At 73.3% G+C, this 26,294-nt stretch carries 29 protein-coding genes and 1 tRNA gene; 9 read left to right on the top strand and 21 right to left on the bottom strand.

The window, feature by feature from the left end; translation table 11 throughout:
- Position 1: 1 nt before the first annotated feature.
- From kdpB to eda, 7 genes are all read right to left on the bottom strand, one after another.
- Positions 2-2,209: a potassium-transporting ATPase subunit KdpB gene (gene kdpB, locus ACFVQ3_RS13645; protein WP_387640054.1), complete on the bottom strand. Its 2,208-nt coding sequence runs from the start codon at positions 2,207-2,209 to the stop codon at positions 2-4.
- A gap of 236 nt (positions 2,210-2,445) precedes the next feature.
- A complete protein-coding gene (kdpA, locus tag ACFVQ3_RS13640) occupies positions 2,446-4,101 on the bottom strand; it encodes a potassium-transporting ATPase subunit KdpA (protein WP_387640052.1) in 1,656 nt (551 codons plus the stop codon).
- A gap of 65 nt (positions 4,102-4,166) precedes the next feature.
- Positions 4,167-4,259, bottom strand: a complete 93-nt coding sequence (locus tag ACFVQ3_RS13635; RefSeq protein WP_139107727.1) for a potassium-transporting ATPase subunit F — start codon at positions 4,257-4,259, stop codon at positions 4,167-4,169.
- Positions 4,256-4,459: a hypothetical protein gene (locus ACFVQ3_RS13630; RefSeq protein ID WP_387639896.1), complete on the bottom strand. Its 204-nt coding sequence runs from the start codon at positions 4,457-4,459 to the stop codon at positions 4,256-4,258. The genes ACFVQ3_RS13635 and ACFVQ3_RS13630 overlap by 4 nt, the downstream gene beginning before the upstream one ends.
- Positions 4,460-4,568: 109 nt before the next feature.
- Positions 4,569-4,937: a hypothetical protein gene (locus ACFVQ3_RS13625; RefSeq protein WP_138825193.1), complete on the bottom strand. Its 369-nt coding sequence runs from the start codon at positions 4,935-4,937 to the stop codon at positions 4,569-4,571.
- Positions 4,938-5,186: 249 nt separating this feature from the next.
- The gene (locus tag ACFVQ3_RS13620; RefSeq protein ID WP_387639893.1) at positions 5,187-6,302 is read right to left on the bottom strand and encodes a sugar kinase; all 1,116 of its coding nucleotides are present in this window, start codon (positions 6,300-6,302) and stop codon (positions 5,187-5,189) included.
- A 6-nt stretch (positions 6,303-6,308) separates the two neighbouring features.
- The gene (eda, locus tag ACFVQ3_RS13615) at positions 6,309-7,025 is read right to left on the bottom strand and encodes a bifunctional 4-hydroxy-2-oxoglutarate aldolase/2-dehydro-3-deoxy-phosphogluconate aldolase (protein WP_387639890.1); all 717 of its coding nucleotides are present in this window, start codon (positions 7,023-7,025) and stop codon (positions 6,309-6,311) included.
- 73 nt (positions 7,026-7,098) lie between these two features.
- Here eda and ACFVQ3_RS13610 point away from each other — a divergent pair, with 73 nt between their 5' ends.
- The 3 genes from ACFVQ3_RS13610 (at position 7,099) to ACFVQ3_RS13600 (ending at position 9,180) form a co-directional block, all read left to right on the top strand.
- Positions 7,099-7,929, top strand: coding sequence for an IclR family transcriptional regulator (locus ACFVQ3_RS13610; RefSeq protein ID WP_387639888.1), 831 nt, complete (start codon positions 7,099-7,101; stop codon positions 7,927-7,929).
- A gap of 231 nt (positions 7,930-8,160) precedes the next feature.
- A complete protein-coding gene (locus ACFVQ3_RS13605; protein ID WP_387639885.1) occupies positions 8,161-8,556 on the top strand; it encodes a universal stress protein in 396 nt (131 codons plus the stop codon).
- Positions 8,557-8,580: 24 nt separating this feature from the next.
- Positions 8,581-9,180 carry a DUF4203 domain-containing protein gene (locus tag ACFVQ3_RS13600; RefSeq protein WP_387639882.1) on the top strand — a complete coding sequence of 200 codons (600 nt, stop codon included), beginning with the start codon at positions 8,581-8,583 and terminating at the stop codon, positions 9,178-9,180.
- A gap of 94 nt (positions 9,181-9,274) precedes the next feature.
- Here ACFVQ3_RS13600 and ACFVQ3_RS13595 read toward each other — a convergent pair whose 3' ends face one another.
- On the bottom strand, positions 9,275-10,243 hold the full coding sequence (locus ACFVQ3_RS13595) for a VOC family protein (RefSeq protein ID WP_387639879.1): 969 nt from the start codon (positions 10,241-10,243) through the stop codon (positions 9,275-9,277).
- A 191-nt stretch (positions 10,244-10,434) separates the two neighbouring features.
- Positions 10,435-11,316 (bottom strand): SDR family oxidoreductase, encoded by an 882-nt coding sequence (locus ACFVQ3_RS13590; RefSeq protein WP_387639876.1) that lies wholly within the window; start codon positions 11,314-11,316, stop codon positions 10,435-10,437.
- A gap of 126 nt (positions 11,317-11,442) precedes the next feature.
- On the opposite strand from ACFVQ3_RS13590, the gene ACFVQ3_RS13585 reads away from it, so the two are divergent.
- From ACFVQ3_RS13585 to ACFVQ3_RS13575, 3 genes are all read left to right on the top strand, one after another.
- Positions 11,443-11,853, top strand: a complete 411-nt coding sequence (locus tag ACFVQ3_RS13585; protein WP_387639873.1) for a winged helix-turn-helix transcriptional regulator — start codon at positions 11,443-11,445, stop codon at positions 11,851-11,853.
- Positions 11,854-11,885: 32 nt separating this feature from the next.
- Positions 11,886-13,040 carry a GTP 3',8-cyclase MoaA gene (moaA, locus tag ACFVQ3_RS13580; RefSeq protein WP_387639870.1) on the top strand — a complete coding sequence of 385 codons (1,155 nt, stop codon included), beginning with the start codon at positions 11,886-11,888 and terminating at the stop codon, positions 13,038-13,040.
- 99 nt (positions 13,041-13,139) lie between these two features.
- On the top strand, positions 13,140-13,376 hold the full coding sequence (locus ACFVQ3_RS13575) for a hypothetical protein (RefSeq protein WP_387639868.1): 237 nt from the start codon (positions 13,140-13,142) through the stop codon (positions 13,374-13,376).
- Between the two features lie 13 nt (positions 13,377-13,389).
- Here ACFVQ3_RS13575 and ACFVQ3_RS13570 read toward each other — a convergent pair whose 3' ends face one another.
- Positions 13,390-13,800 carry a molybdenum cofactor biosynthesis protein MoaE gene (locus ACFVQ3_RS13570; RefSeq protein WP_387640049.1) on the bottom strand — a complete coding sequence of 137 codons (411 nt, stop codon included), beginning with the start codon at positions 13,798-13,800 and terminating at the stop codon, positions 13,390-13,392.
- Between the two features lie 71 nt (positions 13,801-13,871).
- Positions 13,872-15,221 (bottom strand): gephyrin-like molybdotransferase Glp, encoded by a 1,350-nt coding sequence (gene glp, locus ACFVQ3_RS13565; protein WP_387639866.1) that lies wholly within the window; start codon positions 15,219-15,221, stop codon positions 13,872-13,874.
- A 132-nt stretch (positions 15,222-15,353) separates the two neighbouring features.
- Between glp and nhaA the strand changes: the two genes are divergently transcribed.
- Both nhaA and ACFVQ3_RS13555 read left to right on the top strand, forming a co-directional pair.
- Positions 15,354-16,802 carry a Na+/H+ antiporter NhaA gene (gene nhaA, locus ACFVQ3_RS13560; RefSeq protein ID WP_387639863.1) on the top strand — a complete coding sequence of 483 codons (1,449 nt, stop codon included), beginning with the start codon at positions 15,354-15,356 and terminating at the stop codon, positions 16,800-16,802.
- Positions 16,803-17,043: 241 nt separating this feature from the next.
- On the top strand, positions 17,044-18,639 hold the full coding sequence (locus ACFVQ3_RS13555; protein WP_387639860.1) for an MFS transporter: 1,596 nt from the start codon (positions 17,044-17,046) through the stop codon (positions 18,637-18,639).
- Between the two features lie 4 nt (positions 18,640-18,643).
- On the opposite strand, the gene ACFVQ3_RS13550 is transcribed toward ACFVQ3_RS13555, so the two are convergent.
- The 9 genes from ACFVQ3_RS13550 to ACFVQ3_RS13510 all read right to left on the bottom strand — a co-directional run bounded on the left by ACFVQ3_RS13550 (position 18,644) and on the right by ACFVQ3_RS13510 (position 25,169).
- Entirely contained in the window at positions 18,644-19,195 is a 552-nt protein-coding gene (locus ACFVQ3_RS13550; RefSeq protein ID WP_387639857.1) for a DsbA family protein, read from the bottom strand.
- 11 nt (positions 19,196-19,206) lie between these two features.
- On the bottom strand, positions 19,207-19,515 hold the full coding sequence (locus tag ACFVQ3_RS13545) for an acylphosphatase (RefSeq protein WP_387639855.1): 309 nt from the start codon (positions 19,513-19,515) through the stop codon (positions 19,207-19,209).
- Entirely contained in the window at positions 19,506-19,931 is a 426-nt protein-coding gene (locus ACFVQ3_RS13540; protein ID WP_387639852.1) for a DUF1761 domain-containing protein, read from the bottom strand. Before ACFVQ3_RS13540 ends, ACFVQ3_RS13545 begins: the two co-directional genes overlap by 10 nt.
- 111 nt (positions 19,932-20,042) lie before the next feature.
- Positions 20,043-21,182, bottom strand: a complete 1,140-nt coding sequence (locus tag ACFVQ3_RS13535) for a DUF2235 domain-containing protein (protein WP_387639850.1) — start codon at positions 21,180-21,182, stop codon at positions 20,043-20,045.
- Between the two features lie 162 nt (positions 21,183-21,344).
- Positions 21,345-21,830: a dsRBD fold-containing protein gene (locus ACFVQ3_RS13530; RefSeq protein WP_387639848.1), complete on the bottom strand. Its 486-nt coding sequence runs from the start codon at positions 21,828-21,830 to the stop codon at positions 21,345-21,347.
- 81 nt (positions 21,831-21,911) lie between these two features.
- The gene (locus tag ACFVQ3_RS13525; RefSeq protein WP_387639845.1) at positions 21,912-22,643 is read right to left on the bottom strand and encodes an amino acid ABC transporter ATP-binding protein; all 732 of its coding nucleotides are present in this window, start codon (positions 22,641-22,643) and stop codon (positions 21,912-21,914) included.
- The gene (locus tag ACFVQ3_RS13520) at positions 22,640-23,578 is read right to left on the bottom strand and encodes an amino acid ABC transporter permease (RefSeq protein ID WP_387639843.1); all 939 of its coding nucleotides are present in this window, start codon (positions 23,576-23,578) and stop codon (positions 22,640-22,642) included. The genes ACFVQ3_RS13525 and ACFVQ3_RS13520 overlap by 4 nt, the downstream gene beginning before the upstream one ends.
- 1 nt (position 23,579) lies before the next feature.
- A complete protein-coding gene (locus ACFVQ3_RS13515; RefSeq protein WP_387639841.1) occupies positions 23,580-24,434 on the bottom strand; it encodes an ABC transporter substrate-binding protein in 855 nt (284 codons plus the stop codon).
- Between the two features lie 240 nt (positions 24,435-24,674).
- Positions 24,675-25,169, bottom strand: a complete 495-nt coding sequence (locus ACFVQ3_RS13510; protein WP_387639838.1) for a MarR family winged helix-turn-helix transcriptional regulator — start codon at positions 25,167-25,169, stop codon at positions 24,675-24,677.
- Between the two features lie 18 nt (positions 25,170-25,187).
- On the opposite strand from ACFVQ3_RS13510, the gene ACFVQ3_RS13505 reads away from it, so the two are divergent.
- Entirely contained in the window at positions 25,188-25,904 is a 717-nt protein-coding gene (locus tag ACFVQ3_RS13505; RefSeq protein ID WP_387639836.1) for an NADPH-dependent F420 reductase, read from the top strand.
- Positions 25,905-25,986: 82 nt separating this feature from the next.
- Here the strand turns inward: ACFVQ3_RS13505 and ACFVQ3_RS13500 are convergent.
- A tRNA-Met gene (locus tag ACFVQ3_RS13500) sits at positions 25,987-26,060 on the bottom strand.
- Between the last annotated feature and the right edge of the window lie 234 nt (positions 26,061-26,294).

The raw sequence follows: 26,294 nt of genomic DNA, 5'->3' as shown, positions 1-26,294 counted from the left end.
GTCAGCCAATCCCGGGGATGAGGGAGATCACGAGGTCGATGAGCTTGATCCCGACGAACGGGGCCACGAGGCCGCCCACGCCGTAGACCAGGAGGTTGCGCCGCAGCATCGCCGAGGCCGACGACGGTCGGTACCGCACGCCCTTCAGCGAGAGCGGGATGAGCACCAGGATGATGAGCGCGTTGAACACGACGGCCGACAGGATGGCCGACTCGGGGCTCGACAGGCGCATGACGTTGAGCACCGCGAGCTGCGGGAACACGACCATGAACATCGCGGGCAGGATCGCGAAGTACTTCGCGATGTCGTTCGCGATCGAGAACGTCGTGAGGGCTCCGCGCGTGATGAGGAGCTGCTTGCCGATCTCGACGATCTCGATGAGCTTGGTCGGGTCGGAGTCGAGGTCCACCATGTTGCCCGCCTCCTTGGCGGCGGTGGTCCCGGTGTTCATCGCGACGCCCACGTCGGCCTGCGCCAGGGCGGGGGCGTCGTTGGTGCCGTCGCCCGCCATGGCGACGAGCCGCCCGCCGGCCTGCTCGCGCCGGATGAGCGCGAGCTTGTCCTCGGGCGTCGCCTCGGCCAGGACGTCGTCGACGCCCGCCTCGGCGGCGATGGCCCGCGCGGTCACGGCGTTGTCACCCGTGACCATGACGGTGCGGATGCCCATGGCGCGCAGCTCGTCGAACCGCTCGCGCATGCCGGCCTTGACGACGTCCTTGAGGTGCACGACGCCCAGCACGCGTGCCGGGCCCTCGCCGACCTGCTCGGCCACGACGAGCGGCGTGCCGCCCGAGGAGCTGACGGCGTCGACGTGGGCTGCGAGCTGGTCGGCCACGACGCTGGCCGCGCCCCGGGCCGGTGCACCGGTCGAGTGCACCCAGCGCTGGACCGCGCTGCCGGCGCCCTTGCGGATGCGGCGCACGCGCCCGTCGGGCAGGGGCAGGTCGATCCCGCTCATGCGGGTCTGCGCGGTGAAGGGCACCATCTCGGCCCCGGCGAGGTCCTCCGCGCCGCCCACCGTGCCCTCGCCGCCCGACGACGTCGCGCGCGCCGCATGCTCGGGCTCCCCTGCCGCCGGGGCCGGGCCCGACGCCTGGCCCCCCACGCCGTACCGCTCGCGCACGAGCACCACGATGCTCTTGCCCTCGGGCGTCTCGTCCGCGAGCGAGGACAGGCGCGCGGCCTCGGCGAGCTGCGCCGTCGTGACGTCACCGACCGTGAGGAGGTCGGCAGCCTGGCGGTTGCCGTACGTGATGGTGCCCGTCTTGTCGAGCAGCAGCACGTCCACGTCGCCCGCGGCCTCGACCGCGCGACCCGACATCGCCAGGACGTTGCGCTGGACGAGCCGGTCCATGCCCGCGATGCCGATCGCGGACAGCAGCGCACCGATCGTCGTGGGGATGAGGCACACGAGCAGGGAGATCAGGACGATCATCGACTGCTTCGAGCCCGAGTACACCGCGAACGGCTGGAGCGTCACGACGGCCAGCAGGAAGATGATCGTGAGCGAGGTCAGCAGGATGTTGAGCGCGATCTCGTTGGGCGTGCGCTGACGCTCGGACCCCTCGACGAGCGCGATCATGCGGTCGACGAACGTGTGGCCCGCGGGGGCCGTGATCCGCACGACGATCGTGTCGGACAGGACCACCGTCCCGCCGGTGACCGCCGACCGGTCGCCGCCCGACTCGCGGATCACCGGGGCCGACTCGCCCGTGATCGCGGACTCGTCGACCGACGCGACACCCTCGACGACGTCGCCGTCACCAGGGATGATCTCGCCCGCCCGGACGACCACCACGTCCCCGACGGCCAGCGTCGAGGAGGGGACCTCCGCCGTCGGGAGGGACGCCAGGCCCGTGCCGGACGCCAGGGTGTCCGACGGCGCCATGACCCGCCGCGCGGTCGTCTGCTGCTGGGTCGCGCGCAGGCTCGACGCCTGCGCCTTGCCGCGGCTCTCCGCGATCGACTCGGCGAGGGTCGCGAACAGCACGGTCGCCCACAACCACACCGCGATGGCCCACGCGAACACGCTCGGGTCGAACGCGGCCAGCAGCGTCGTGGCCACGGCCCCGAGCTCGACGACGAACAGCACGGGCGACGTGTACAGCTCGCGCGGGTCGAGCTTGCGGAACGCCCCGGGCAGCGCGGCCCGGACCTGGGGCCACGAGAGCGAGGCCCCGCGCCCGGGCCCGGCCTTGCGGCCACCAATCGGACCAGCCGAGCCGGAACCACCCACGGCATCGGCGGTTCCCACCTCGACAGCACCTGGTGCGACCCCAGCGACAGGAAGCAGCACCGCGTCCGACGAATCGAGCAGCGTGTCACCGCGGGGGGTGGGGCGGGTCGTGGCGGGCCTGGCGGAGGACCGAGGAACGAGGTCCTCCGGAAGACCCGCCCCGCCCTCCGCGGGGACGCGCCCCGAGGGAGCGACGGAAGAAGAACGATTCATGAGAGCGACTCCACGATGGGACCGAGCGACAGCACGGGGACGAAGGTGAGCCCGACGACGACCAGGGCGACGGTTCCCAGGACGCCCACGAAGAGCGGCTGGTGCGTCGGGAGGGTGCCCGCCGTGGCGGGGACCTTCTTCTGCGAGGCGAAGCGTCCGGCGAGGGCCAGGACGAGGGCGATGGGGACGAAGCGGCCGGCGAGCATCGCGATGCCGAGGGCCGTGTTGTAGAAGGGCGTGCCGGACGTGAGGCCGCCGAACGCCGAGCCGTTGTTGTTGGCCGCGGACGTGAACGCGTACAGGACCTCGGACAGCCCGTGCGGGCCCGCCTCCTGGATGCCTGCCTGCCCGGCGGGCAGCGCGATCGCGAGGGCCGTGCCGACGAGCACGAGGAACGGGACGGTGAGGATGTAGAGCGCGACGAGCGTGATCTCCTGGCGGCCGATCTTCTTGCCCAGGTACTCGGGCGTGCGCCCCACCATGAGGCCCGAGACGAACACCGCGACGATCGCGAGCATGAGCATCCCGTACAGGCCCGAGCCCACGCCGCCCGGCGCGATCTCGCCGAGCATCATGGTGAACATCGTGACGCCGCCGCCCGGGGCGGTCAGGGAGTCGTGCATCGCGTTGACGGCACCGGTCGAGGTGCCCGTGGTCGACGCGGCGAACAGGGCGCTCGCGGCGAGGCCGAAGCGGGTCTCCTTGCCCTCCATGGCGCCGCCCGCGGCGAGCGGGGCGGCTCCGGGCCCGGCCATCTCGGCCCAGGTGATGAGTGCGACCGCGACGAACCACAGCGCACCCATGGCCCCGAGGATCGCCCAGCCCTGGCGCTTGTCGCCGACCATGAGGCCGAACGTGCGGGGCAGGGTGAAGGGGATGACGAGGATGAGGAAGATCTCGAACAGGTTGGAGAACGGGCTGGGGTTCTCGAGGGGGTGCGCCGAGTTGGCGTTGAAGAATCCGCCGCCGTTGGTGCCGAGCTCCTTGATGACCTCTTGCGACGCGACGGGGCCGCCGAGCACGTGCTGGGTGCCACCGGCGACCGTGTCGATCGCGGTGTGCGCGTCGAAGTTCTGGATGACGCCCGTGGCGAGCAGGACGAGCGCGCCGACGAACGCCATGGGCAGCAGGATGCGCACGCATGTGCGGGTCAGGTCGGACCAGAAGTTGCCGACGCGCCCGTCGGTGCCAGAGCGCATGAAGCCGCGGATCAGGGCGACCGCGACCGAGATGCCGACGGCCGCGGACACGAAGTTCTGCACCGCGAGCCCGGCCATCTGGAGCAGGTGCCCCGCGGCCGCCTCGCCCGAGTACCACTGCCAGTTCGTGTTGGCCACGAACGAGACCGCGGTGTTCCAGGCGCCGGCCGGGTCGAACGCCGAGAAGCCGAGGTTCATCGGCAGGTGCTGCTGGAGCCGGGCGAGCCCGTAGAGGAGCAGGAGCGAGGCCATCGAGAAGCCGAGCAGCGAGAGCAGGTAGGTGCTCCACCTCTGCTCGGCGTCCGGGTCGACACGCATGATCCGGTACCCGGCCTTCTCGACGCGCAGGTGGCGCGGCGAGGTGAAGACGCGTGCCATGTAGGCGCCGAGCGGGGCGTGCACCGCGGCGAGCGCGAGGAGCAGCAGGACGAGCTGCCCGACGGCGAGCCACACGCTGGGAGCGGACGGTCCCGCTCCGGCCTGGGCCGCCGAGGTGGTCAGGGTCAGCACGGTCGCGCTCACCGGACCTTGTCGCTGCGGAGCAGGGCGACGAACAGGTAGCCGAGGAGCACCACGACGGCGCCGAGCCCGACCCAGTCGAGAACCGTCATGACGAGGACCCCCCGGAGGAGCCGTGGCGGCGCGCCACGAGGCCGACGGCGGTGAAGAACACCACGGTCAGCAGGATGTAGGCCAGGTCGGCCATCTGAGCTCTGCCTTCGAACGTCGTGCGGCGGGCGTCCCGGGTGATCGCGAGCGGCTGCTCGTGGTCGGTGCGGTGGCGCGGTGCCGGTGCGCAGCTCCTGCGCACACCCCAGGTCTATTGCGTCGCGGAGGGCGCAGGCCGCGGCGTTGACGGGTTCTTGACGGGGGTCGGTCGCGCGTTGACGCAACCCTGACGGCAGGCGGTGGGCGCCGTGTCAGTCGGCGTCGAGGCGCTCGCGCAGCTCCTCGGCCAGGTGCAGGTCGTCGTCGAGGGCGGCGAGCGCGTCCGCGAGCAGGGGAAGCGACTCGGCGCCGGCGAGGAACCGTGCGGCCGCGACGTCGTCGTGCAGCTGGAGCGCGAGGTCCGCCCGCAGGACGAGGGCGCGGAAGCGCAGGCGCTCGGAGACGGTCCGGGTCCGGACGCCCTCGGCGTCGAAGGCCCGGTCGAGGACGCGGGCCGCCCCCGTGGGGTCGCCCGCTCCGCGCAGGATGCGTGCATGCTCGACGGCGCGGGCGATGTCGGCGGGCGCGTCGACGGTGCGCCGTGGGAGGCGGCCCAGAGGCACCTCACCGCGCTGCACCACGTGTGCCTCCTCGCACTCGCCGGGCCATGCGGGCCACCGGCGGGCTGTGTCCGATCTGTCCGTCCTCGTCCACCCTAGCCGCGACCCCGGGGGAGCGCTCGGGATACGGCCCGGCGTGCCGCCGAGAACCACCCGCCCGGTTCCTCGCCGGGTCGGCACGCGCACGAACCGTCGCGAGATGCGGCGAACGGGGGTCGCCGGGCCTCCTGGACCCCCGTTCGCCGCATCTCGTGGGCGTTCGATCGATCGTCAGCGCTGGACGCGCGCGCTCCCGCCCGACGCGAGCCTGCGCACCTCGGCGAGCGACGCCGTCGACGTGTCGCCCGGCGTGGTCATCGCGAGGGCGCCGTGCGCGGCGCCGTACTCGACGGCCTCCTGGATCGAGCCGAGCTCCATGAGCCCGTACGCGAGGCCCGAGGCGAACGAGTCGCCGCCGCCGACGCGGTCGAGGATCTCGAGGTCGGCGCGGTGCGTGGCCTCGGCGAACCCCTGCACGCGGGACCACGCGACGGCACCCCAGTCGTTGCGGGTCGCGGAGTGGACGGCGCGCAGCGTGGTGCCGATGACCTGGAAGTTCGGGTACGCGGCCGCGGCGGTCTCGATCATGGCGCGGAACGCCGCGGTGTCGAGGTCGGTCAGGCTCTCGTCGACGCCCTCGATCTCGAACCCGAGGCTCGCGGTGAAGTCCTCCTCGTTGCCGATCATGACGTCGACGTACTGCGCGAGGTGGCGGTTGACCTCCTGCGCGCGTGCCGGGCCGCCGATGCCCTGCCAGAGCGACGGGCGGTAGTTGAGGTCGTAGGACACGATCGTGCCGTGCTTGCGCGCGGCCTTCATCGCAGCCTCGGCGACGTCCGCGGACGACGCGGAGAGCGCCGCGAAGATGCCGCCGGTGTGCAGCCAGCGCACGCCGCTGCCGAACAGCTCGTCCCAGTCGACGTCGTCCGGTCGCATCTGCGCGATCGCGGTGTTCCCGCGGTCGCTCACGCCTACCGCGCCGCGCACGCCGTAGCCGCGCTCGGTGAAGTTGAGACCGTTGCGGACCGTCCGGCCGATCCCGTCGTAGGGCACCCACTGCACCCAGCTCGTGTCGAGCCCGCCCGTGAGCATGAGGTCCTCGACCAGACGGCCGACCTCGTTGTCCGCGAGCGCCGTGACGATCGCGCCGCGCAGGCCGAAGCAGCGGCGCAGGCCGCGCGCGACGTTGTACTCGCCGCCGCCCTCCCAGGCGTCGAACGAACGCGTGGTCTTGATGCGTCGCTCGCCCGGGTCGAGGCGGAGCATGACCTCGCCGAGGGAGACGACGTCGTAGGTGCAGGCCGCGGCCGGGCGGAGGTCCAGGGGCGCCTGGGTGCTGTCGGTCATGTCAGCTCACTTTCCTGCGGCAGCGGAGGCGGAGATGGTGGCGGGGACCGCGGTCGCCGTGAGCGCCGCGGTCTGCGTGGACGCCGCGAGCGCGACGGCCTGCGCGGAGCGGCGCGTGACCTCGGCGAAGTCGCCCGCCTCGACGAGGGCCTTCTCGACCATCCACGAGCCTCCCACCGCGAGGACCGAGGGCAGCGAGAGGTAGTCGGTCGCGTTGGCGGCGCTCACGCCGCCCGTGGGGACGAAGCGCAGGCCGGGGAACGGCGCGGACAGCGCCTTGATCGCGGGTACTCCCCCGTTGATCCCGGCGGGGAAGAACTTCACGACGTCGAGCCCCAGGGCGAGGGCCGCCATGATGTCCGACGGCGTCGCGACCCCCGGGAAGATCGGCAGGCCGTGGTGCTGGGCGCGGCGCACGACGTCGGCGCTCAGGCCGGGAGAGACGACGAAGCGGGCGCCGGCGTCGACGGCCTGGTCGACCTGCTCGGCGTTGACGACGGTCCCGGCACCGGTCACGAGCTCGGGGAGCTCGCGCGTCACGGCGGCGATCGCGGCGCGGGCGCCTGCGGTGCGGAAGGTGATCTCGGCGATGGGCAGGCCGCCGTCGAGCAGGGCGGCGCCGAGGGCGAGCGCCTGGGCCTCGTCCTCCACGACGACCACGGGGACGACCCGGACCCTGGCGAAGAGCTCGTGGAGGTCGGTCGGGGGCGCAGCGGGTGACATGAGGCCTCGCGTTTCGTTATAGTGAACGGATGTTCTGGAATGCGAAATCACTCTACGCGAACGGCCCCAGCCCGTGGTAGTCCGGCCGACCGTCGAGACGGACACTCCCGCGACCGGCCCCGGTCAGGCCGCGAGCCCCCTCGGCTCGGTCGACAAGGCGCTGCTCGCGCTCGAGCACCTCGCGGCCGCAGGCCCGCACGGCACGCCGCTCGGCACCCTCGCGGCAGACCTCGGCCTGAACAAGACCTCGCTGCACCGCACGCTCGCCGCCCTGCGCTTCCGCGGCTACGCCGAGCAGGACCCGGCCACCGGCAGCTACCGCCTCGGACCCGCCGCGACCGCTCTCGGGAACGTCTTCCTCGGCGAGGAGCACCTTCCGGCCCTGCTGACCCCGGCGCTCACCGCCGTGTGCGAGGCGTCGGGCGAGCTCATCCACCTGGGCGTGCTGTCGGGGCCGGAGATCGTCTACCTCGACAAGGTCGAGCCCGCGCGAGCCGTCCGCGTGTGGTCCGCGATCGGACGCCGCCGCCCGGCCGCCACCACCGCGCTCGGACGCGCCCTGCTCGCGTTCCGCGCGACGGACCGCTCCGCGATGGGCTGGTACACCGCCGCCGCCGGAGACGCGAGCCCCGTGTCCGACGAAGCGCTGTGGGAGACGCTGCGCGCGACCAGGACCCGCGGGTACGCGACGGAGACCGAGGAGAACGAGCCCGGCATCAGCTGCCTCGCGGTCCCCCTCCTGCGCGCCGGGCAGGCCGTGGCCGCCCTGTCCGTGACCGCCCCGGCGGACCGCATGGACGAGGAGCGGCACGTCGAGCTCGCCCGGATGATCGACACCGTCGCCCGACCCCTGCTCCCCGCGTCGCTGAGGCTGCCCGTCGACCTCGCCCCGCCGAGCAGCTGACCGGTCCCCGCCCGTCCAGGGACCCGGCCAGAGACCCGGCCCGCCGCCCCTCCAGCGACCCGGCCGCCGACCCGGCCGAGCCAGGACACCGACGGCGAGCGACGCCGTCGGGCAGGGAGCCCCGCGACGCGCTCCACCGTTCGCTGCGCGGCCCCGTGCGGTGTGAGAGAGTTCAGATCACATGCGATCTGCCCGTCGACCCGGGCACGACGAACGAGGAGCACCGCGGCGATGACCGTACTTGTGGCCTACAACGACTCGCCACAGGGTGAGGCGGCACTGCGAGCCGGAGCCGCCGAGGCGCTCCGACGAGACCTGCCCCTCGCCGTCTTCGTCCTCACCCCGCTCGAGGGCCCCCCGCAGGACGACCCGCCGCTCCCGCCGGACCTCGCCCACCTGCTCGACGCCCTCCCCGCAGGCACCCCGGTCGCGACCGTCACGTACCGCGAGGCGCGCGTGGACCCGCCCGTCGCGATCCTCGACGAGGCCGAGCGGGTCGCCGCGAGCCTCGTCGTGATCGGCTCGCGCAAGCGCTCCCCCGTCGGCAAGTTCCTCCTCGGCAGCACCACCCAGCGCGTCCTGCTCGACGCCCACGCTCCCGTGCTCGTCATCAAGGCCAAGCACTAGCCCACCTCACGCCAGGAGGTCCCCATGGACCCGGTCGTCGCTGGTCTCGTCATCGTCGCCGTCGGGTTGCTCCTGTGCTTCCTCGGCGTCGGCTCGGTCCACCTCGCGGTCATCGCGTCCGGGTTCGGCCTCGGCTGGATGCTGGGCGACCTGTTCGGCGCGAGCCAGTCGACCGCGCTGCTCGTCGGGGTCCTGGGCGCGCTCGTCGCCTGGATCGCGGTCGCGTTCGTGTTCAAGCTCGCGTCGTTCTTCATCGGGATCGTGACCGGCGCGGTGATCGGCGCCAAGCTCTACGGCACGGTCTCGGGCGACTCGGGCAACTGGGTCCTCGCGGCGATCATCGTCATCGCGGTCGCGGCGGCCTGCGGCTTCCTCGCGGACAGGTACCGGCGGCGGGCGCTGCTGTGGCTCACGACGATCGGCGGTGCGGGCATCGTGCTCGGCGGGCTCGCGCGCGTGGCCCCCGACCCCCTCGGCTTCCTGCGCGACCCGTCCCCGGGCTGGGAGCAGGCCGTGTCGTTCCTGGCGTGGGCCGCGCTCGCGCTGGCCGGGTGGCTCGTGCAGCGGAGGCTGTTCGCCAAGCGGCTGGGCATCGAGCGCGATGAGGGACCCTCGAAGCGCTGAGGCGCCCCACCTTCCGCTGAGTGCGGAGTTCTTGTGCGACTCGCCGGGCGTGTCGCGCAAGAACTCCGCACTCAGCGCGCGAAAGGGGCGCAGCTCAGCGCACCGCGACCTCGATGAGGTTCTTCCACGGGTCGTCGAACCGCAGCGTCGCGCCGTCGTGGCGCATCGGGATCCCGCGCCGGGACAGTCGGTCGACCAGGGCCGTGACGTCGTCCTCGGAAGGGACCGAGATGGCCACCTGCCCCAGACCCAGCGTCGAGGCGCGCGGCCCGGCCCCCTGGCTGTTCCACGTGTTCATGGCCATGTGGTGGTGGTACCCGCCCGCCGAGACGAAGAGTGCGCTGGGCAGCGAGGCCGTGGCCTCGAAGCCCAGGGTGTCGACGTAGAACGCGCGGGCCGTGGGGATGTCGCCCACCTGGAGGTGCACGTGCCCCACGACCGTGTCGTCCGGTCCGACGACGTCGGTCGACAGCGCTCGGTGCAGCGCCTCGTCCGTCAGGTGCTCCTGCATGAACGCGTTGGGGTCGATGTAGAGCGTGTCCATCGCGACCTGGCCGTCCTTCCAGCTCCAGGTCTCGCGCGGCCGGTCGTGGTAGAGCTCGACGCCGTTGCCCTCGGGGTCCGTGAAGTAGAACGCCTCGGACACCAGGTGGTCGCCGCTGCCGACGAACGTGCTGGGTGCGGTGCGGGCGACCGACGCGACGGCTGCGGCGAGCGCAGGGGCGTCGTCGAAGAGCAGGGCCGTGTGGAAGAGGCCGGCCTCCCCACGACGGGCACGTGGCAGGTCCTTGCCGCGCCGCAGGACCACGAGCGGGGTCGCTCCGCGCCCGAGGACCACGGTCTCGTCGCGCGAGCCGGTCCCGGCGCCGGGGATCGCCGCGAGCAGGGCGTCCGTCGGCGTCAGGACCGCGAGGGAGAGGGCGTCGCGGTAGTAGCGGGTCATCAGGTCGAGGTCGGCGACGTGCAGCGTCACGGCGTCCATCGAGGTGTCGGCCGAGAGCAGGTCCTTGGTCGCGAAGCCGGTGGCATCGGTACCGGGGAGCTTCGTCGTGCGGTCAGTCATGGTGTCCTCCGTCCAGGGCCGGATCCCGACCTCTTGTCTCCAGAATAGTTGATGCTTCAACTAAATGGAAGTCGTCGCCATTCCCGTCGGCAGCCCCGCCGGTCAGGCAGTCAACGCTGAGTGCATGGTTCCGCTGCGACACACCGGGCATGTCGCAGCGGAATCATGCACTCAGCACCGAGCAACGCTCGTCACACGGCCGACGCCACGCCCGCCGCAGCCCGCAGCCCCTCGGCGAGCGGCGTCGTCGGGCGCCCGATGAGACGCGACAGCTCGCCCGACGTCGCAGCGAGCAGACCGTCGCGCGTGTTGCCGTCGAGCGCGACCACGAAGCCCGCGGTCCCCTCGTCGAGGCCCGCGTCGAGCAGGACCTGCACGTGCACCTCAGGGGTCACGTCCTGGTAGACGACCTCACGGCCGACGATCTCGCCGATGGTCGCGGCGAGGAACGGGTGGTCCCACGCGACGTCGCCCGAGAGCTCGTGGACGCCACCCTCGAAGGCCGGGTCGGCGTCCGCCGCCGCGAGGACGACGGCAGCTGCCTCGGCATAGTCCTTGCGGCTCGCCGAGGCGACGAGACCCTCGCCGACGCTGCCGAGCACGACACCGGTCTCGCGCGCCTGGACGACGACGCCGGCGTAGTTCTCGGTGTACCAGCCGTTGCGCAAGATCGTGGCGGGCAGCCCCGACGCCGCGACGAGCTCCTCGGTGGCCTTGTGCTCGGGGGCGAGGACGAGAGCGGACGTGGTGGCCTGCGGCGCGCTCGTGTAGACGAGGTGGCGGACGCCGGCGGCCTTCGCAGCCTCGACGACGTTCGCGTGCTGCTGGACGCGCTGCCCGACCTCGGAACCCGAGACGAGCAGGACGACGTCGACGCCGGCGAGCGCCGTCGCGAGGGTCTCGGGGCGCGAGTAGTCGGCCTCGCGGACGACGACGCCGCGCTCGGCGAGGTCGGCGGCCTTGGCCGGGGTGCGGACGGCGGCGACGATCTGCTCGGGGGCGACGCCGCGCTCGAGGAGCGAGTCGACGACGAGGTGCCCGAGGTGTCCGGTGGCGGCGGTGACGGCGATCATGAGGTCCTCCTGAAGGGGTGGTGGGTACCGCGACAGCCTGGCACTAACTTTTCGTAAGTGCAATCCATTCAGCAGTGCGTTCTACCTCACAGTGCTCACGATCGGCTTGCACGCTAGGCTGGCCTCGTGACCGACCTCCACCCCGCCCTCGACGCCACGGGACCGTCCGACGAGATGCTCGCCGACGTGTTCCAGCGCGGCTGCACGTCCCGCCACGCGCTCGAGGCCGTGACGGGCCGGTGGGGGGTCCTGACCGTCGCGGGCCTGCGCGACGGCGCGGTCCGCTTCAACGCGCTGCGCCGACGGATCGACGGGGTCTCCGAGAAGATGCTCGCCCAGACCCTCCAGGGCCTCGAGCGTGACGGCCTGGTCGTGCGCGAGGTCCGTGCGACCATCCCCCCGCACGTCGAGTACTCGCTCACCGAGCTCGGGAAGGTCGTCGCCGACAGGCTCGTCGACCTCATCGACGTCCTGGAGGGCGCGGTCCCGCAGGTCGTCGCCGCGCAGAAGGCGTACGACGCCCGAGCGGCACGCTGACCCGTCGCCCCCCGCTGCGTAGACTCGCGAGCATGACCGCCGTCGCCCTCGGGCTCCCGCGTGTGCGCCCGACCGGGGCGCCGAGCACCCTGGGGCGCCCGGACACCGAGTCGCTCGTCGACCGCTACGGGCGCGTCGCCCACGACCTGCGGGTCTCCGTCACGGAGAAGTGCTCGCTGCGCTGCACGTACTGCATGCCCGCCGAGGGGCTCCCCGCGATCCCCCGCGAGGACCTGCTGACCCCGGGCGAGATCGGGCGGCTCGTCGGGATCGGCTACCGGCTCGGGATCCGCGACGTGCGGTTCACGGGCGGCGAACCGCTCATGCGCCCCGACCTCGCCGAGATCGTCCAGAGCACCCGCGCGGCGGCCCCCGGCGTCCGGATCTCGATGACGACCAACGCGATCGGCCTCGACAAGCGCGTCGGCGAGCTCGTCGAGGCCGGGCTCGACCGCGTCAACGTCTCGCTCGACACCGTCGACCGCACGCACTTCGCCGAGCTCACGCGCCGCGACCGGCTCCCCCAGGTCCTCGCGGGCATCCGGGCCGCGCTCGACGCGGGCCTGTCGCCCGTCAAGCTCAACGCGGTCCTCATGCCCGAGACCCTCGCGGGCGCGACCGACCTGCTCGCCTGGGCCGTGGAGAACGGGTGCCGGCTGCGCTTCATCGAGCAGATGCCCCTCGACGCCGACCAGAACTGGGCCCGCGACCAGCTCGTCTCGGCCGAGCGGCTGCTCGACGTCCTCGGCGAGCGCTTCGCCCTGACCCCGGTGGGGCGCGAGGACCCGTCGGCCCCGGCCGAGGAGTGGGCGGTCGACGGGGGCCCGGCGACCGTGGGGATCATCGCGTCGGTCACGCGCTCGTTCTGCGGCGACTGCGACCGCACGCGGCTGACCGCCGAGGGGACCGTCCGGTCGTGCCTGTTCGGGAACGAGGAGGTGGACCTGCGGGCTCTGCTGCGGTCCGGTCGGGCCGCGGGCTCGCCCGGCGCGGCGCGGGGTGGCACGCCCGACGACGCAGCGGCCGACGCCGCGATCGTCGCCGCCTGGCAGGGCGCCATGTGGGCCAAGCCGTTCGCGCACGGCCTCGACCGCGGCGCCCCCGACACCGGGGCGGTCGGCGGTCCGGCCGACGACCCCGAGGCCTTCGCGCGCACCGAGCGCAGCATGGGGGCGATCGGGGGCTGACGGCCGCCCCCGGCCGACGTGTCCAAGATCATCCTGCGCGCAGGTGCGAGAGCCGCAGGATCCCGCGCCTCGACGCACCCTCCGACCTACCATGGAGGGGTGGCCCTCCTCGACCTCCCTCGCGACAGCCGTACCCCCGACGAGCCCGCTCCACGAGCCGACTCCCTCCCCGTCCACCGGCCCGGTCCGAGCCGCCTGACGGCGGGGCCGAGCACCGTCCTCGGCACCCTGATCGGTGTCACGGCGGGCACGGTCCTGCTCGCCGGCCCGGGCCTGATCCTGGGAGCGCTCGTCGGCATCGGGTTCGGCCTCCTCAAGGACAACCCGCACGACTGACGGCCGACGGCCGCTACAGCCCGACCCACTCCGAGTCGCCGTCGGTGAAGTGCTGCCGCTTCCAGATCGGCACCTCGGCCTTGATGCGCTCGACGAGCAGCGAGCACGCCGCGAACGCCTCGGCCCGGTGTCCCGAGGCGACGCTCGCGACGAGCGCGACGTCCCCGATCGTCAGCACCCCGTAGCGGTGGACGGCCGCGACGCGCAGGCCGGTCTCGGCGGTCACCGCCGCGCAGCAGCGTCGGAGCACCTCGGTCGCGTCGGGGTGCGCCTCGTAGTCGAGGCCCGTGACGTCGCGCCCGCCGTCGACGTCGCGCACGACCCCGCGGAAGGTCACGACGGCGCCGCACTCCCGCGAGGACACCGCGCCCTCCACGGCCCGCACCACGGCGTCGTCGAGCACGTCGCGCGTCACGCGGGACACGTCGCCCGGTGCGGGCACGCGGTGCTCCTCGTCGGCTGCCGCCGTCCCGTCCTCTGCGCTCGTCGTCCCGCTCACAGCCGCACCACCCGCACGCTCTCGCCCTCCTCGACCCTGCCCACGCCCTCGGGCACCTCGACCAGCACGTCGGCCGCTGCCATGGTCGCCACGAGGTGGGAGCCCGCACCGCCGACGACCTCGACCGCACCACCGGGCGCCGTCCGTCCGCGCAGCATCTGCTGCTTGGCGGGCGGGGAGTCGATCGCCGTGGTCACGGTCCGCGTCTCGTCCTCCCGGTCGGGGAGCCCCGCCGCACGTTCGAGGACGGGGCGCGCGAAGACCGCGAACGACACCTGGGCGCTCACGGGGTTGCCGGGGAAGGTGAGGATCGGGGTCCCGCGGTGGGTGCCGAGTCCCTGCGGGCCGCCGGGCTGCATCGCGACCGACCGGAACGTCACACCGTCCCCGAGGGTGTCCTTGACGACCTCGTAGGCGCCCTGGCTCACGCCGCCCGAGGTGAGGACCAGGTCGGCCGTCTCGGCGGCCCGCGCCAGGAGCGCGGCCAGCTCGCGCGGGTCGTCGCCCGTGCGCCCCGTGAGCACGACGTCGGCCCCGGCGCGCCGGGCCGCGGCCGCGAGACCGGGCAGGTTCGCGTCGTACACCTGGCCCGTCGCGGCGGCCTCGCCGGGCTCGACCACCTCGGTGCCGGTCGAGACGACGGCGACGCGCACCCGCGCCCGGACCTCGAGCGAGGGCACGCCGCACGACGCCGCGGCGGCCAGGTGCTGCGGCCCGAGCAGCGTCCCGGCCGTCAGCACCCGGTCGCCTCCGCGCACGTCCGTCCCGACGTCCCGCACGTGCTCGCCCGCGCCGCGCGGCGCCAGCACCCCGACGTCCGTCCCGACGGACCCGCGCGGGGCCTCGGTCGCGTGCGCGCCGAACCGTACGGCGTCGGTGTCCTCCACGGGCACGACGGCGTCGCTCCCCTCCGGCACGACGGCACCGGTCATGATCCGGGCCGCCGTCCCCGGGGCGAGGGCCGCCGGCGTGCCGGGACCCGCGGGGATCTCGGCCACGACGGGCAGCACGACGGGTGCGGTGCCCGAGGCGCCGGCGACGTCCGTCGACCGCACCGCGTAGCCGTCCATCTGCGAGCTGCGGAACGCGGGCAGGTCGACCGGTGCGAGCAGGTCCGTCGCGAGCACCCGGTCGAGCGCGTCGGCCAGCGCCACGCGCTCGACGCGCCGGTCCGCGAGCGCCGGCCCGAGCAGGGCCTCGACCTCGCGACGGTGCTGCTCGACGCTCACCCGACGAGCACCTGCGGCGTGCTGGTGCTGCGTCCCGGCCGCGGTCGGCGCGGCGGTGGGCGACGCCGTCGGGCCGCTCCCTGCCGCGCCGCCCGGCGCTGCCTGCTCTGCCGTCACTTCTGCTCCTCACGACGCCCGGGGCGGGCCGCCCGCCCGGCGGCCACGGGACCCAGCCTGTCACGATCTGCGGTCCACGAGCGTGCCCGTCCGACGGTTGCGCCGCGCGTCGCGCGCTGCGACCTTGGAGCGGTGACGTCCACTCCCCCGGTCCCGCCGGCCCAGCCCGGCGGGCGTCCGCTCCTCCCGACCCTCGACCAGCGGCCGGGGCCTCCGCTGCGCTTTCCCGTGCGACCGGTCGCGCCCGCGGTCCGGCAGTTCCTCGCGACCGAGGCCGGGGGCGCGGTGCTGCTGCTCGCGGCGACCGTGGTCGCGCTCGTGTGGGCGAACTCGCCGTGGTCGGCGTCGTACGACGACCTGTGGGCCACGACGGCCGGGATCCACCTGGGCGGCTGGTCGCTCGACATGGACCTGCACCACTGGGTCAACGACGCCGCGATGGCGGTCTTCTTCCTCGTGATCGGTCTGGAGATCAACCGCGAGGTCACGAGCGGCGAGCTGCGCAACCGGCGCACGGTCGCGGTCCCGGCGCTCGGTGCGCTGGGCGGGCTGCTCGTCCCCGCGCTCGTCTACCTGGCGTTCAACGCGGGGACCGACGCGCAGCACGGCTGGGGCGTGGTCATGTCGACCGACACGGCGTTCCTCGTGGGCGTCCTCGCGCTGTTCGGGCCGCGCTGCCCCGACCGGCTCCGGCTGTTCCTGCTGACCCTCGCGGTCGTCGACGACATCGGCGCCATCACGGTCATGGCCGTCTTCTACAACGACGGCGTGTGGCTGCCCGGCCTCGCGATCGCGGGGGCCCTCGTCGCGGGCATGCTCGTGATGCGCTGGCTCGGCGTCTGGCGCCTCGCCCCCTACGTGGGTGTGGGCGTCGCGCTGTGGCTCGCGGTCTACGCCTCGGGCGTCCACGCGACGCTCGCGGGCGTGCTCGTCGGGCTGCTCGTGCCCTCGCGCCGGGCGCGCCCCGACCAGGTCGACGACGTCCCGGGGTACGCCCAGCGGCTGCGCGAGGAGACGACGGCGGAGCGCGAGCACCTGACCGAGCTCGCCGCGCGCGCGGCCGTGCCCGCGAGCGACCGGCTCCAGCGCGTCCTGCACCCGTGGAGCGCCTACGTCGTCGTGCCCGTGTTCGGGCTGGCGAACGCCGGCGTGCAGCTCGACGCCGAGTCGCTGGCGGCCGCGATGACGTCGCGGCTGACGATCGGGGTCGCGGTCGCGCTCGTGGTGGGCAACGCCGTCGGGATCTTCGGCGCCTCGGCCCTGGCGCTGCGCCTGAACCTGGGCGACCTGCCCGGCCGGGTGCGCTACTCGCACCTGCTGGGCGGCGCGATGCTCGCCGGCATCGGGTTCACCATCTCGCTGTTCATCGCCGAGCTCGCGTTCGACGACGAGGCGCTCATCGAGCAGGCCAAGATCGGGATCCTCGCGGGGTCGCTGATCGCGGCCGTCGCAGGGTCCGTGACGTTGCGCATCCTGGGCGAGCGACTGCCCCTGTGCTCTCCCGAGTCCACTGGACCGCCGCCCGGTCTGCCCCCGCGGCCGTGGCGCGCGCCCGAGGCCGTCGAGGACGTCGAGGCGTAGGACGGTCGTGCGGCGGCCGTGCTGCGGCGGCCGTCATGCGGCCGCCGTCGTGCGGCCGCGCCCGGCCGGAGGGCTACCGCGCGCGCTGACGGTCCACGGTCCCTAGGCTGACCTCGAGGCCAAGGCCTTGACCTCGCACCCACGCCGCCTGCCCGTCAGGCGGCTCCCACCGAGGTCGCAGTGCGCTACCGGACGCACCGCCGGGACGTACCGACGGCCCAGCCAGAGCCGAGGCACGCGCATGGGTACGGAACCGGACGGCAACGCCCCCGCGGCCCGCGGGAACCGGCGGCTGATGCTGCTGCTCGCGGCGGCGATGTTCGTGCTGGTCGTGGACACGTCGCTGATGAACGTGTCGATCTCCGCGGTCGTCCGGGACCTGGGCACGACGGCCAGCGGGGTCCAGTCGGCCATCGCGCTGGAGGCGCTCGTCTCGGCCGCGTTCATCCTGATCAACAGCAAGGTCGGGGACCTGATCGGGCGCAGGCGGGCCTACGTCCTGGGACTCGTGGCCTACGCGATCGGGGCGGCGGCCATGACGCTGGCGCAGAGCCTCACGGCGATCGTCGTCTTCTGGGCGGTCGTCGGGGGGCTCGGGGCGTCGTTGCTCCTGCCGGCGATGCAGTCGCTGATCCACGGCAACTTCTCGGGTGCCGACCAGAAGAAGGCGTACGCGCTGGTCGGCGCATCGGCGGCGATCGCCGCCGCGATCGGGCCGCTGCTCGGCGGTTTCGTGACGACCTACCTGTCGTGGCGGGTCGGGTTCGGGCTCGAGGTGGTCATCATCGTCGTCGTCCTGAGCCAGATCCGGCTGGTGCGCGACGTCCCCTACACGGGCTCGCGCCAGGTCGACGTCGTCGGCGCGGCCCTGTCCGTGGTCGGCATGGGCGGTGTGGTGCTCGGGATCCTCGTCTGGCAGGAGGGCGGCGAGTACGTCGGTCTGCTCATGCTCGTCGGGGTCGTCTCGCTCGTGCTGCTCGCCCGGTGGCTCGTGCGTCGCGAGCGCAGGCGCGAGGTCCCTCTGCTCGACCCGGACCTGTTCCGGCACCCGACCTTCACGACGGGCGTGACGGGTCAGATGCTGCAGCAGATCACGCTGGGCGGCGCGATGATCGCCCTGCCCCTGTTCCTGCAGATGACCCTCGAGTACGACGCGCTCCAGGCGGGCCTTGCCCTGTCGCCCCTCTCCTTGACGATGTTCGCCGCCGCGATCGTGGCCGGCCGGCGGACGGGACGCCGCCGCCCGGCCGCGATCATCCGCGTGGGCTTCCTGCTCGCCGCCCTCGGGATCGCGATCCTGCTCCCCTTCGTCCCCCGGGTGGACAGCGGCTGGTACCTGGTCCTCCCGCTCGCGATCGCGGGCTGCGGCCTGGGGTTGCTGGTCTCGCAGCTCAACAACTACACCCTCGCCCCCGTCGAGGAGGAACGGGTCAGCGAGGCCGCGGGCGTCAACTCGGCCGCGGGGTCCTTCGGTCTCTCGTTCGGCCTCGCGATGGCCGGGGGGCTCATGCTGGCCTCCCTCTCGCTCCTGTTCACCCAGATGACCGAGTCCAGCCAGGTCGTCCCCCCGGCCCAGCAGCAGCAGATCGCCGCCGCGCTCGAGGACGACGCCGAGATCATGAGCACCACCCGGCTCGCCGAGCAGATCACGGGCCAGCCGGCCGCCGTCGAGGCCGAGGTGCTGGCCATCAACGCCGAGGCCCGCGACCGTTCGCTCCAGATCGCGCTGCTCGTGCCGTTGCTCGCCGCCCTGCTCGGGCTCGCCACCTCGTTCCGCATGCTGCGTCTGCCCGACCAGGAACCGAGGACCTCGCTCGACGGGACGAGCCTCGGCTGACCTCTCAGGCCGTCGGGCCGGTGGCCTGCCCGGCGGCCGCGAGCGCGGTGGCGACGGCGGCCCGGACGCCGTCCTCGGTCACCCGGCCCCGGTACCGCACCCCCTCGACGTAGAGCGTGGGCGTGCCCCGCACCCCGAGCGCCGTCCCGGCCAGGTAGTCCCGCTCGACGGCGTCACCGTGCTGCTGCGCGGCGTCACCGACGACGCTCGCGCCGTCCAGGCCGAGCTTCTGCGCCCAGTGCGCGAGACCGACGTCGTCGAGCCGGTCCTGGTGCGCGAACAGGAGGTCGTGCATCTCCCAGAACCTGCCCTGCGCCCCGGCGGCCTCGGCCGCGAGCGCCGCCGTGAGCGCGTACGGGTGGACCTCGAACAGCGGGAAGTGGCGGAAGACGAGGCGGACCTGGCCGCCGGACTCCTCGACGACCGTCCGCAGGACGGGGGCCGCGTCGTGGCAGTACGGGCACTCGAGGTCGCCGAACTCGACGATCGTCACGGGGGCGTCGGGGTCGCCGAGGACGTGGGCGTCGGGTGGCACGAGGTCGGCGGTCGAGGTCATGTCCCCCAGCATCACACCGGGTTCTCGTCGACGCGCGTCACGTGCCCGGGGGTCCGTCCGCTCCGGAGCCAGCCGAGGAGGCCGCTGACGGCGGACGCCTCACCGCGTGCCGTCACGAGCACGGTCCCGTCGGGGAGGTTCTGCGCGTCGCACGTCAGACCCATCGCGGCGGCCTGGCGGGTCGTCGCCCACCGGAAGCCGACGCCCTGCACGTGCCCGTGCACGACCACGCGCAGCCCGGCCTCTCCTCGGCCGTCGTGCGGCCCGTCGTCGTCCGTGCCGTCCGTCCCCGCGCCGCTGCCCGCCACGCCTACTGCCACACGCCGAGGATCGCGCCCATGACCGCGAGCGCGATCACGTCGTGCAGCCCGTCGATCAGGGTCAGCCGGGTCGGCAGGTGCGCGAACCCGTTGTGGATCACGTGGGCCCCGGCGCGGAACACCAGTCCGACGACCGCACCGAACAGGAGCCCCTCCCACAGCCCGTCGACCCCGGTCGCGAGGATCAGCGCCCCCAGGAGGACCGCCGTGAGGAGCGAGGCGACTCCCGTGGCGGCGAACCGCGGCCCGGCGCCCGCGCTGCTGCTCATCTCCTCCTCGGTCAGCCCGACGAGGCTCGCCCACTGCCTGCCCAGCGCGCCCGTCGAGTAGAACAGGAACCCGACGACGAACGTCGAGAGGGTGGCCACGAGCACGGCCCACCAGTTGAGGTCTCCGATCGCGTCCAGCCATGCCATGTCTCGCTCCTTTCGCGAGCGCCCCTCGTGGGGGACGTGCAGCCCGACGACGCAGCGCGCCACCGCTCTCAGGCTAGCCGCCGGGGCGCACACCGCGCCGGGCGGGGCCGGTCAGGTCAGGACGAGGCGCCGAGGGACGTCGGTGAGGGTCGGCACGGCCTCGACCGCGACGTGACCGCCCGCCGCCTCCTTCCACCATGCGATGTTGCGCGCGTGCCTGGCGTAGTCGGACGCGGGGTCGGCGCTCAGCGCGAGGGCGAGGTCGGACAGCAGGACGTCGTCGACGTAGCCGTCCTCGAGCGGCACCCCGGCGAGCAGGCGCCGCGTGCCCCTGAACCGGGGTCGGTGCTTCCACCGCTTGGCGGTGTTGAGCACGCGGTACAGCGTCCGGGGCGTGAACCGGCCGACCAGCTCCGGCTCGTCGCCGAGCTGGGCGAGGACCCGGTCCGGGTAGAACGTCAGCCCGCACGCCGCGGCCTCGCCCATCATCCACAGCAGGGCGACGTCGGACAGCCCCGAGGAGTCGTTGCCCCCGCCGACGTCGCTGTGGGCTCCCGGGAACCAGACCTGCTTGACGCCTCCCGGTCGGTCGTCGTCGGCCGGGACGTCCCACAGGCAGGGCTCGAACGTGAGGCGGCGCTCGTCGATCGCGAGGGCCTGGCGTGCGCACTGGACGGCGTTCGAGAGGCGCACGTCGTGGAACCGGCTCCTGCGGCGCGTGATGCCCGGGACGCCGAGGGCTCCCACGGTGTCGAACACCCCGAGGAACGTGATGGGCACCTGCGGGTAGCAGTACGTCTCGCGGAACGCCGAGACGCGGGCGCGCCGACCCGGCGAGTGGTCGCGGTAGAGGGCCTCTGCCTCGGCCAGCAGGTTGCCGGCGCCGCGGTCGGCGAGCGCGTCCGCGGTGAGCAGGCCGACGCCCGCGATCATCCCGGCCACGCTCCGTGCGGTGTACGCGCCTCGGCTGAACCCGAACACGTACACCTCGTCGTCGGGCTCGTAGTTGAGCGCGAGGTCCCGGTAGCCCGCGATCACGTTGCGGGTCAGCCCGTACCCGAACGCCCCGCCCAGCAGTGCGTCGACGCGGTAGCCGCGGGCTCCCACGCCCTCGACCGAGAACACCATCTGCTGGATCCCGTCGGGCCCGATCCCCGTGTGGACCGACCGGGCGATCTTCTCGATGTTCGACACGCTCGCGCGGACGGGTGAGTTCCACGTGCCGTCGCAGCAGAGCACCAGGCGCTTCATGGCTCCTCCTCGAACCCTCCCGTCACCGTCGACGGGCCTCCTACCTGGAGGGAGCGCGGTGCGACGCCGGGTGATGCACCCTCGGGCGCCGCCGACCCCGGCGACGAGCCGCGCGGACCAGGCCCGCGCCCGCCAGGACCACGCCGACGGCCGCTCGCGCGCTCAGTGGTGCACGTGCGCGGGCACCCCCGTCGAGCCCTCGATCTCCGACTCCGCGATGCCGAGCAGCCGGTCCGCGAGCGCGCGCAGCGCCCGGGCGGCGGCGACGTGGTCGCCGATCGCCTCGATCCCGGCGTCCCCGGGGTCCTTGCGCGCCCTGCCCACGGCGTGGAGCTCGGACGGGACGTCGCCGACGAGGATGGCCTCCGCCGTCGTGCGCCCCTCGCTCTCGACGAGGCTCACCTGGACGTGCCAGGACTTCGCGTGCACCGGGACGGTGACCTCGTGCGCCTCGGCACCCTCGACGGGTGCCCGGACCATGGTGTCGGGCCCCGGGTAGACGAGCGTCCGCTCGCCCGTGTCGGCCCACTCGACCAGGTAGGGCGGCGAACCGTCCTCGTGCTGGACCTCGACGACCATGCCGTCGCGGGCCGCCCCGCCGACGACCCCCGAGGCCCGGATGATCCTGTCTCCGACCGCTGCCAACATGTCGCGCCTCCCCGCTGAGGAACCTGCTTCCATGATGCGCGCCGTGCGGCCCGCGCGGAAGGGCGGCGTCCCCGTGCCCGGTCAGCGCAACCGGCGCAGGAACTCCCGGGTCCGCTCGCGCTGCGGGTCGCCCAGGACCTGCTCGGGTGTGCCGCGCTCGTGCACGCGGCCCTCGTGCAGGAAGCAGACCTCGTCGGCGACCTCGCGCGCGAAGCCCATCTCGTGGGTCGCGACGAGCATGGTCACGCCCTCGGCCCGCAGGTCCGCGAGCAGGTCCAGGACCTCGCCCACGAGCTCGGGGTCGAGCGCCGAGGTGACCTCGTCGAGCAGCAGCAGCTCGGGCGAGGACACGAGCGCCCGCGCGATCGCGGCCCGTTGCTGCTCTCCGCCGCTGAGCTGGTCGGGGTAGGCGGTCATGCGGTGCGCGAGGCCGACGCGGCGCAGCATGGCCTCGGCCGCCGCCTCCGCCTCGGCGCGGCCGCGCCGGTGCACGAGGCGCGGGGCGAGGGTCACGTTGTCCATGACCTTCATGTGCGGGAACAGGTTGTACGACTGGAAGACCAGGCCCATGCGCGCCCGGACGGCGTTCGCGTCGAGGCGGGGGTCGGCGACGTCCTGCCCGTCGAGCAGGATCTCGCCGTCGTCGATCTCCTCCAGGAGGTTCACGACGCGCAGCAGCGTCGACTTGCCCGACCCGGACGCCCCGACGAGCACGACGCAACGGTGCTCGTCGACGTCGAGGTCGATCCCGTCGAGCACGAGGCGCTCGCCGTACGTCTTGCGGATCCCCCGCAGGGACAGCAGGTGGCTCATCGGATCGCCCCCGCGCCGCTCACGGTCGCGAGCGACCCGCGCCAGCCCTGGCGCGCCGAGTAGACGTCGACGACGCGCGTGAGCGGGATCGACACGAGCAGGAACAGGACGCCCGCCACGACGTACGGCGTGAAGTTGTAGCTGCCCGACGCCGCGATCTGCGCGGCCCGGATCGCGTCCACGGCACCCAGGATCGAGATGAGCCCCGAGTCCTTCTGGAGCGAGACGAGGTTGCTCGCGAGCGGCGCGGTCACGTGCCGGACGGCCTGCGGCAGCACGACCTTGCGCGTCGTCTGCGCGCGCGTCAGCCCGAGAGAGCGAGCGGCCGAGACCTGCGACGGGTGCACCGACTCGATCCCGGCGCGGAACACCTCGGCCAGGTACGCGGTGTACGTGAGGATGATCGCGAGCGCGCCGAGGAACGCCCCCGACGTCGGGAGCCACTCGAGCCGCAGCGCCGGCAGGCCGAACCCGACGAGCAGCAGCACGAGCAGCAGCGGCACCCCGCGGAACACGTCGACATAGGCGACCGCGAACGCGCGCAGCGGGAACAGCGCGGGGATGCGGCTCGTGCGGATCACGGCGAGCGTCATCCCCAGCACCATCCCGACGACCGAGGCCACGACCCACACCCGCAGGTTGAGCCACAGGCCCTCGGCGATGGCGGGCAGCGAGTCCCACGCGCTCTCCGGCGAGAAGAACGCGTCGCGCGTGCGCTCCCACCCGGGGGCCGTGGTCACCACGACGTACAGGACCGCGACGACGACCACGGTCGAGAGCGTGGACACCCACGCAGCCCGACGGCGCCGCGCACGCCGGTAGGAGTCCCTCGCCACCGCGAGCGGGGACGGGGTCCAGCCCGCGCGCACGGGGTGAGCCCCGCCGTCGGGCCTGCTGTCCTCGGGCGGCGTGACGCCCGACGCGCCCCCGCTCACCTCAGCCCAGCTCGGGGATGTCGTCCGACTTGAGCCACGTGGTGCGCAGCTCGGCGAGCGTGCCGTCCTCCTCGAGCGAGTCGACCGCGGCGGAGACGCAGTCGGTGAGCACCGACCCCAGGTCCAGGACCAGGCCGTACTGCTCGACCGTGCCCTGGTCGGGCAGGGTGCCGATGACCACGGAGTCGGGGAAGTACTCGGTCGAGGCCGCGACGCCCTGGTCGACGTCCATGATCATGACGTCGATCGTGCCCGACTGCAGGGCCGTCATGCCGTCGCCCGCACCGTTGAACGGCACGATGTTCGCGTCGTCGCCGAACGCCGCCTTCGCGAGCGTGAGGCTCGTCTGGGCAGCCGTGACGCCGATGCGCAGGTCCTTGAGCTCGTCGAGGGTCGTGACCGCCGCGTACGGGCCGGCCTCCTGCACGATCACGCCCTGGCGGGTCGTGAGGTACGGGCTCGAGAAGTCGACGGCCTTGCGACGCTCGTCCGAGATGGACGTCTGCCACGCGGCGAAGTCGAAGGTCTTGATGCTGGGGCTGACGATCTGCTCGAACGTCACGAGCTCCCACTCGACGTCGTCGGCGGCGTACCCGAGGCGGTCGGCGACCTCGTAGACGAGCGCCGACTCGAAGCCCTCACCGCTGTCGTGCTCGCCGATGTACCAGGGCGAGTACGCCTCGCCCGCGGCGACCGTGAGCTTGCCGTCGGTGTGCGTGGGCAGGGCGCCCGGCTCGCACGTGGGCGTCGAGCCGGCCGAGCCGGCGTCGGTCGAGGAGTCGCCGGTGGAGCAGCCCGCGAGGAGCAGGGCGGCCGAGACGGCGGCGACGGGCAGGACGGCGTGCAGGCGGCGCATGAGGACCTTCCGGGGTCAGGAGGGTGACGAGGCGGCTCCGGACAGCCGCGGGTGACGCGTGCTGCCGGGACTCGCCGGAGGTCGACTCTACGCCGGTCCCATGCGGTGAGACATGGGCCGGACGCACGGTGAGACGGTGGGTCGCGTCACACCCGCGCTCCGACCCGAGGGACCGCAGATCGGTCGTCGGGGACGCGGACCGGTCGTCGGCGACGCGGACCGGTCGTCCGGGACCGCGGATCAGCCCTCGGGCAGGTGGAGGGCGTCGAGGCGCCCCTCGGTGTCGAGCGACTCGAGGATCGAGCGCGCGATCTGGTCGAGCTGGTCGACCTGCTCCGGGGTGAGGCGGTCGATGATGTGCTCGCGGACCGTCCCGACGTGGCCGGGGGCCGTCGCGACGACCTTGTCCCAGCCGGCGTCGGTCAGGACCGCGAGCGTGGCCCGGCGGTCCTCGGGGCACGGCGTGCGCTCGACGTAGCCACGACCTTCGAGCCGCTTCACGACGTGCGAGAGGCGCGGCAGGGTCGCGTTGGTCTTGAGCGCGAGGTCCGTCATGCGCAGCGTGCGGTCCGGCGCCTCGGACAGCATCGCGAGCACCAGGTACTCGAAGTGGGTGACCTGCGCGTCGCGCTGCAGCTGGGCGTCGAGCACTCCGGGGAGGAGCTCGGAGACGGCCTGGAGGCGCATCCAGGTCCGCAGCTCGCGGGGGGAGAGCCATCGCACGTCGTCGGTCATGGGACCAGTCTACCAACAATGGTTGACACGACAACTAAGGGGGTCTACGTTAGTTGTATCAACAACCAATCACGCCGGTCCGGTACCGACGTCGCAGCCCCGGAGGACTTCATGACCAGCATCACGATCATCGGCGCAGGGAACATCGCAGCAGGCGTGGCGCGCATCGGCCTCGACGCCGGCGCACAGGTCCAGGTCCTGGCGCGCGACGCCGAGAAGGCCGCGGCGCTCGGCAGCGGCGACACGTTCACGTCGGGCGTCGTCGGCGACGCGATCACGGGCGACCTCGTGGTCCTCGCGCTCCCCTACCCCGCCGTGCCCGAGGTCCTCGCGCAGTACGCCGGCCGGCTCGACGGCAAGGTCCTCGTCGACCCGACGAACCCCGTCGACTTCGCGACCTTCGACTCGCTCGTCGTCCCCGCCGACTCCTCGGCCGCCGCCCAGATCGCAGCGCTCGCCCCGACCGCCAAGGTCGTCAAGGCGTTCAACACGAACTTCGCCTCGACCCTCGCGAGCGGCAAGGTCGCCGACCAGTCGACCACCGTGCTCGTCGCGGGCGACGACAACGACGCCAAGGCCACGCTCGTCGACCTCGTCCGCGCAGGCGGCCTCAAGGGCGTCGACGCCGGCTCGCTCAAGCGCGCCCGCGAGCTCGAGGCCCTCGGCTTCGTCCAGATGACGCTCGCCGGCTCCGGCGCGACCCAGTGGACGACGGGCTTCACGCTCGCCGACTGACGCAGCGCCCTGCACCCCGGGCACGGTCCGGGAATGACGAAGGCCCGGTTCAGCATTCCTGCTGAACCGGGCCTTCCTTTTGTAGCGGGGGCAGGATTTGAACCTGCGACCTCTGGGTTATGAGCCCAGCGAGCTACCGAGCTGCTCCACCCCGCGTCGGTGAACACCACTCTACGCGACCTTTCGCCCCGGCCGTGACCAGGGCGCCTGTCGGGCACGTCACACGCCCCGGGCGGCGCGCCGTCCCGGCGCCCGCGCCCCGTGGCACGGTCCGGGAATGACGAAGGCCCGGATCAGCATTCCTGCTGAACCGGGCCTTCCTTTTGTAGCGGGGGCAGGATTTGAACCTGCGACCTCTGGGTTATGAGCCCAGCGAGCTACCGAGCTGCT

This window comes from Oerskovia sp. NPDC057915, from assembly GCF_042887685.1.
Classification (GTDB): Bacteria; Actinomycetota; Actinomycetes; order Actinomycetales; family Cellulomonadaceae; genus Oerskovia.
This window is presented reverse-complemented; position numbering and strand designations above follow the sequence as displayed.

What these genes read in the sequence shown, in the direction of transcription:
- ACFVQ3_RS13635 (WP_139107727.1), bottom strand. Translation starts at nt 4,259, where the DNA reads ATGACGGTTCTCGACTGGGTCGGGCTCGGCGCCGTCGTGGTGCTCCTC.
- ACFVQ3_RS13620 (WP_387639893.1), bottom strand. Translation starts at nt 6,302, where the DNA reads ATGACCGACAGCACCCAGGCGCCCCTGGACCTCCGCCCGGCCGCGGCC.
- eda (WP_387639890.1), bottom strand. Translation starts at nt 7,025, where the DNA reads ATGTCACCCGCTGCGCCCCCGACCGACCTCCACGAGCTCTTCGCCAGG.
- ACFVQ3_RS13605 (WP_387639885.1), top strand. Translation starts at nt 8,161, where the DNA reads ATGACCGTACTTGTGGCCTACAACGACTCGCCACAGGGTGAGGCGGCA.
- ACFVQ3_RS13600 (WP_387639882.1), top strand. Translation starts at nt 8,581, where the DNA reads ATGGACCCGGTCGTCGCTGGTCTCGTCATCGTCGCCGTCGGGTTGCTC.
- ACFVQ3_RS13595 (WP_387639879.1), bottom strand. Translation starts at nt 10,243, where the DNA reads ATGACTGACCGCACGACGAAGCTCCCCGGTACCGATGCCACCGGCTTC.
- ACFVQ3_RS13590 (WP_387639876.1), bottom strand. Translation starts at nt 11,316, where the DNA reads ATGATCGCCGTCACCGCCGCCACCGGACACCTCGGGCACCTCGTCGTC.
- moaA (WP_387639870.1), top strand. Translation starts at nt 11,886, where the DNA reads ATGACCGCCGTCGCCCTCGGGCTCCCGCGTGTGCGCCCGACCGGGGCG.
- ACFVQ3_RS13555 (WP_387639860.1), top strand. Translation starts at nt 17,044, where the DNA reads ATGGGTACGGAACCGGACGGCAACGCCCCCGCGGCCCGCGGGAACCGG.
- ACFVQ3_RS13550 (WP_387639857.1), bottom strand. Translation starts at nt 19,195, where the DNA reads ATGACCTCGACCGCCGACCTCGTGCCACCCGACGCCCACGTCCTCGGC.
- ACFVQ3_RS13540 (WP_387639852.1), bottom strand. Translation starts at nt 19,931, where the DNA reads ATGGCATGGCTGGACGCGATCGGAGACCTCAACTGGTGGGCCGTGCTC.
- ACFVQ3_RS13535 (WP_387639850.1), bottom strand. Translation starts at nt 21,182, where the DNA reads ATGAAGCGCCTGGTGCTCTGCTGCGACGGCACGTGGAACTCACCCGTC.
- ACFVQ3_RS13530 (WP_387639848.1), bottom strand. Translation starts at nt 21,830, where the DNA reads ATGTTGGCAGCGGTCGGAGACAGGATCATCCGGGCCTCGGGGGTCGTC.
- ACFVQ3_RS13525 (WP_387639845.1), bottom strand. Translation starts at nt 22,643, where the DNA reads ATGAGCCACCTGCTGTCCCTGCGGGGGATCCGCAAGACGTACGGCGAG.
- ACFVQ3_RS13515 (WP_387639841.1), bottom strand. Translation starts at nt 24,434, where the DNA reads ATGCGCCGCCTGCACGCCGTCCTGCCCGTCGCCGCCGTCTCGGCCGCC.
- ACFVQ3_RS13510 (WP_387639838.1), bottom strand. Translation starts at nt 25,169, where the DNA reads ATGACCGACGACGTGCGATGGCTCTCCCCCCGCGAGCTGCGGACCTGG.
- ACFVQ3_RS13505 (WP_387639836.1), top strand. Translation starts at nt 25,188, where the DNA reads ATGGTTGACACGACAACTAAGGGGGTCTACGTTAGTTGTATCAACAAC.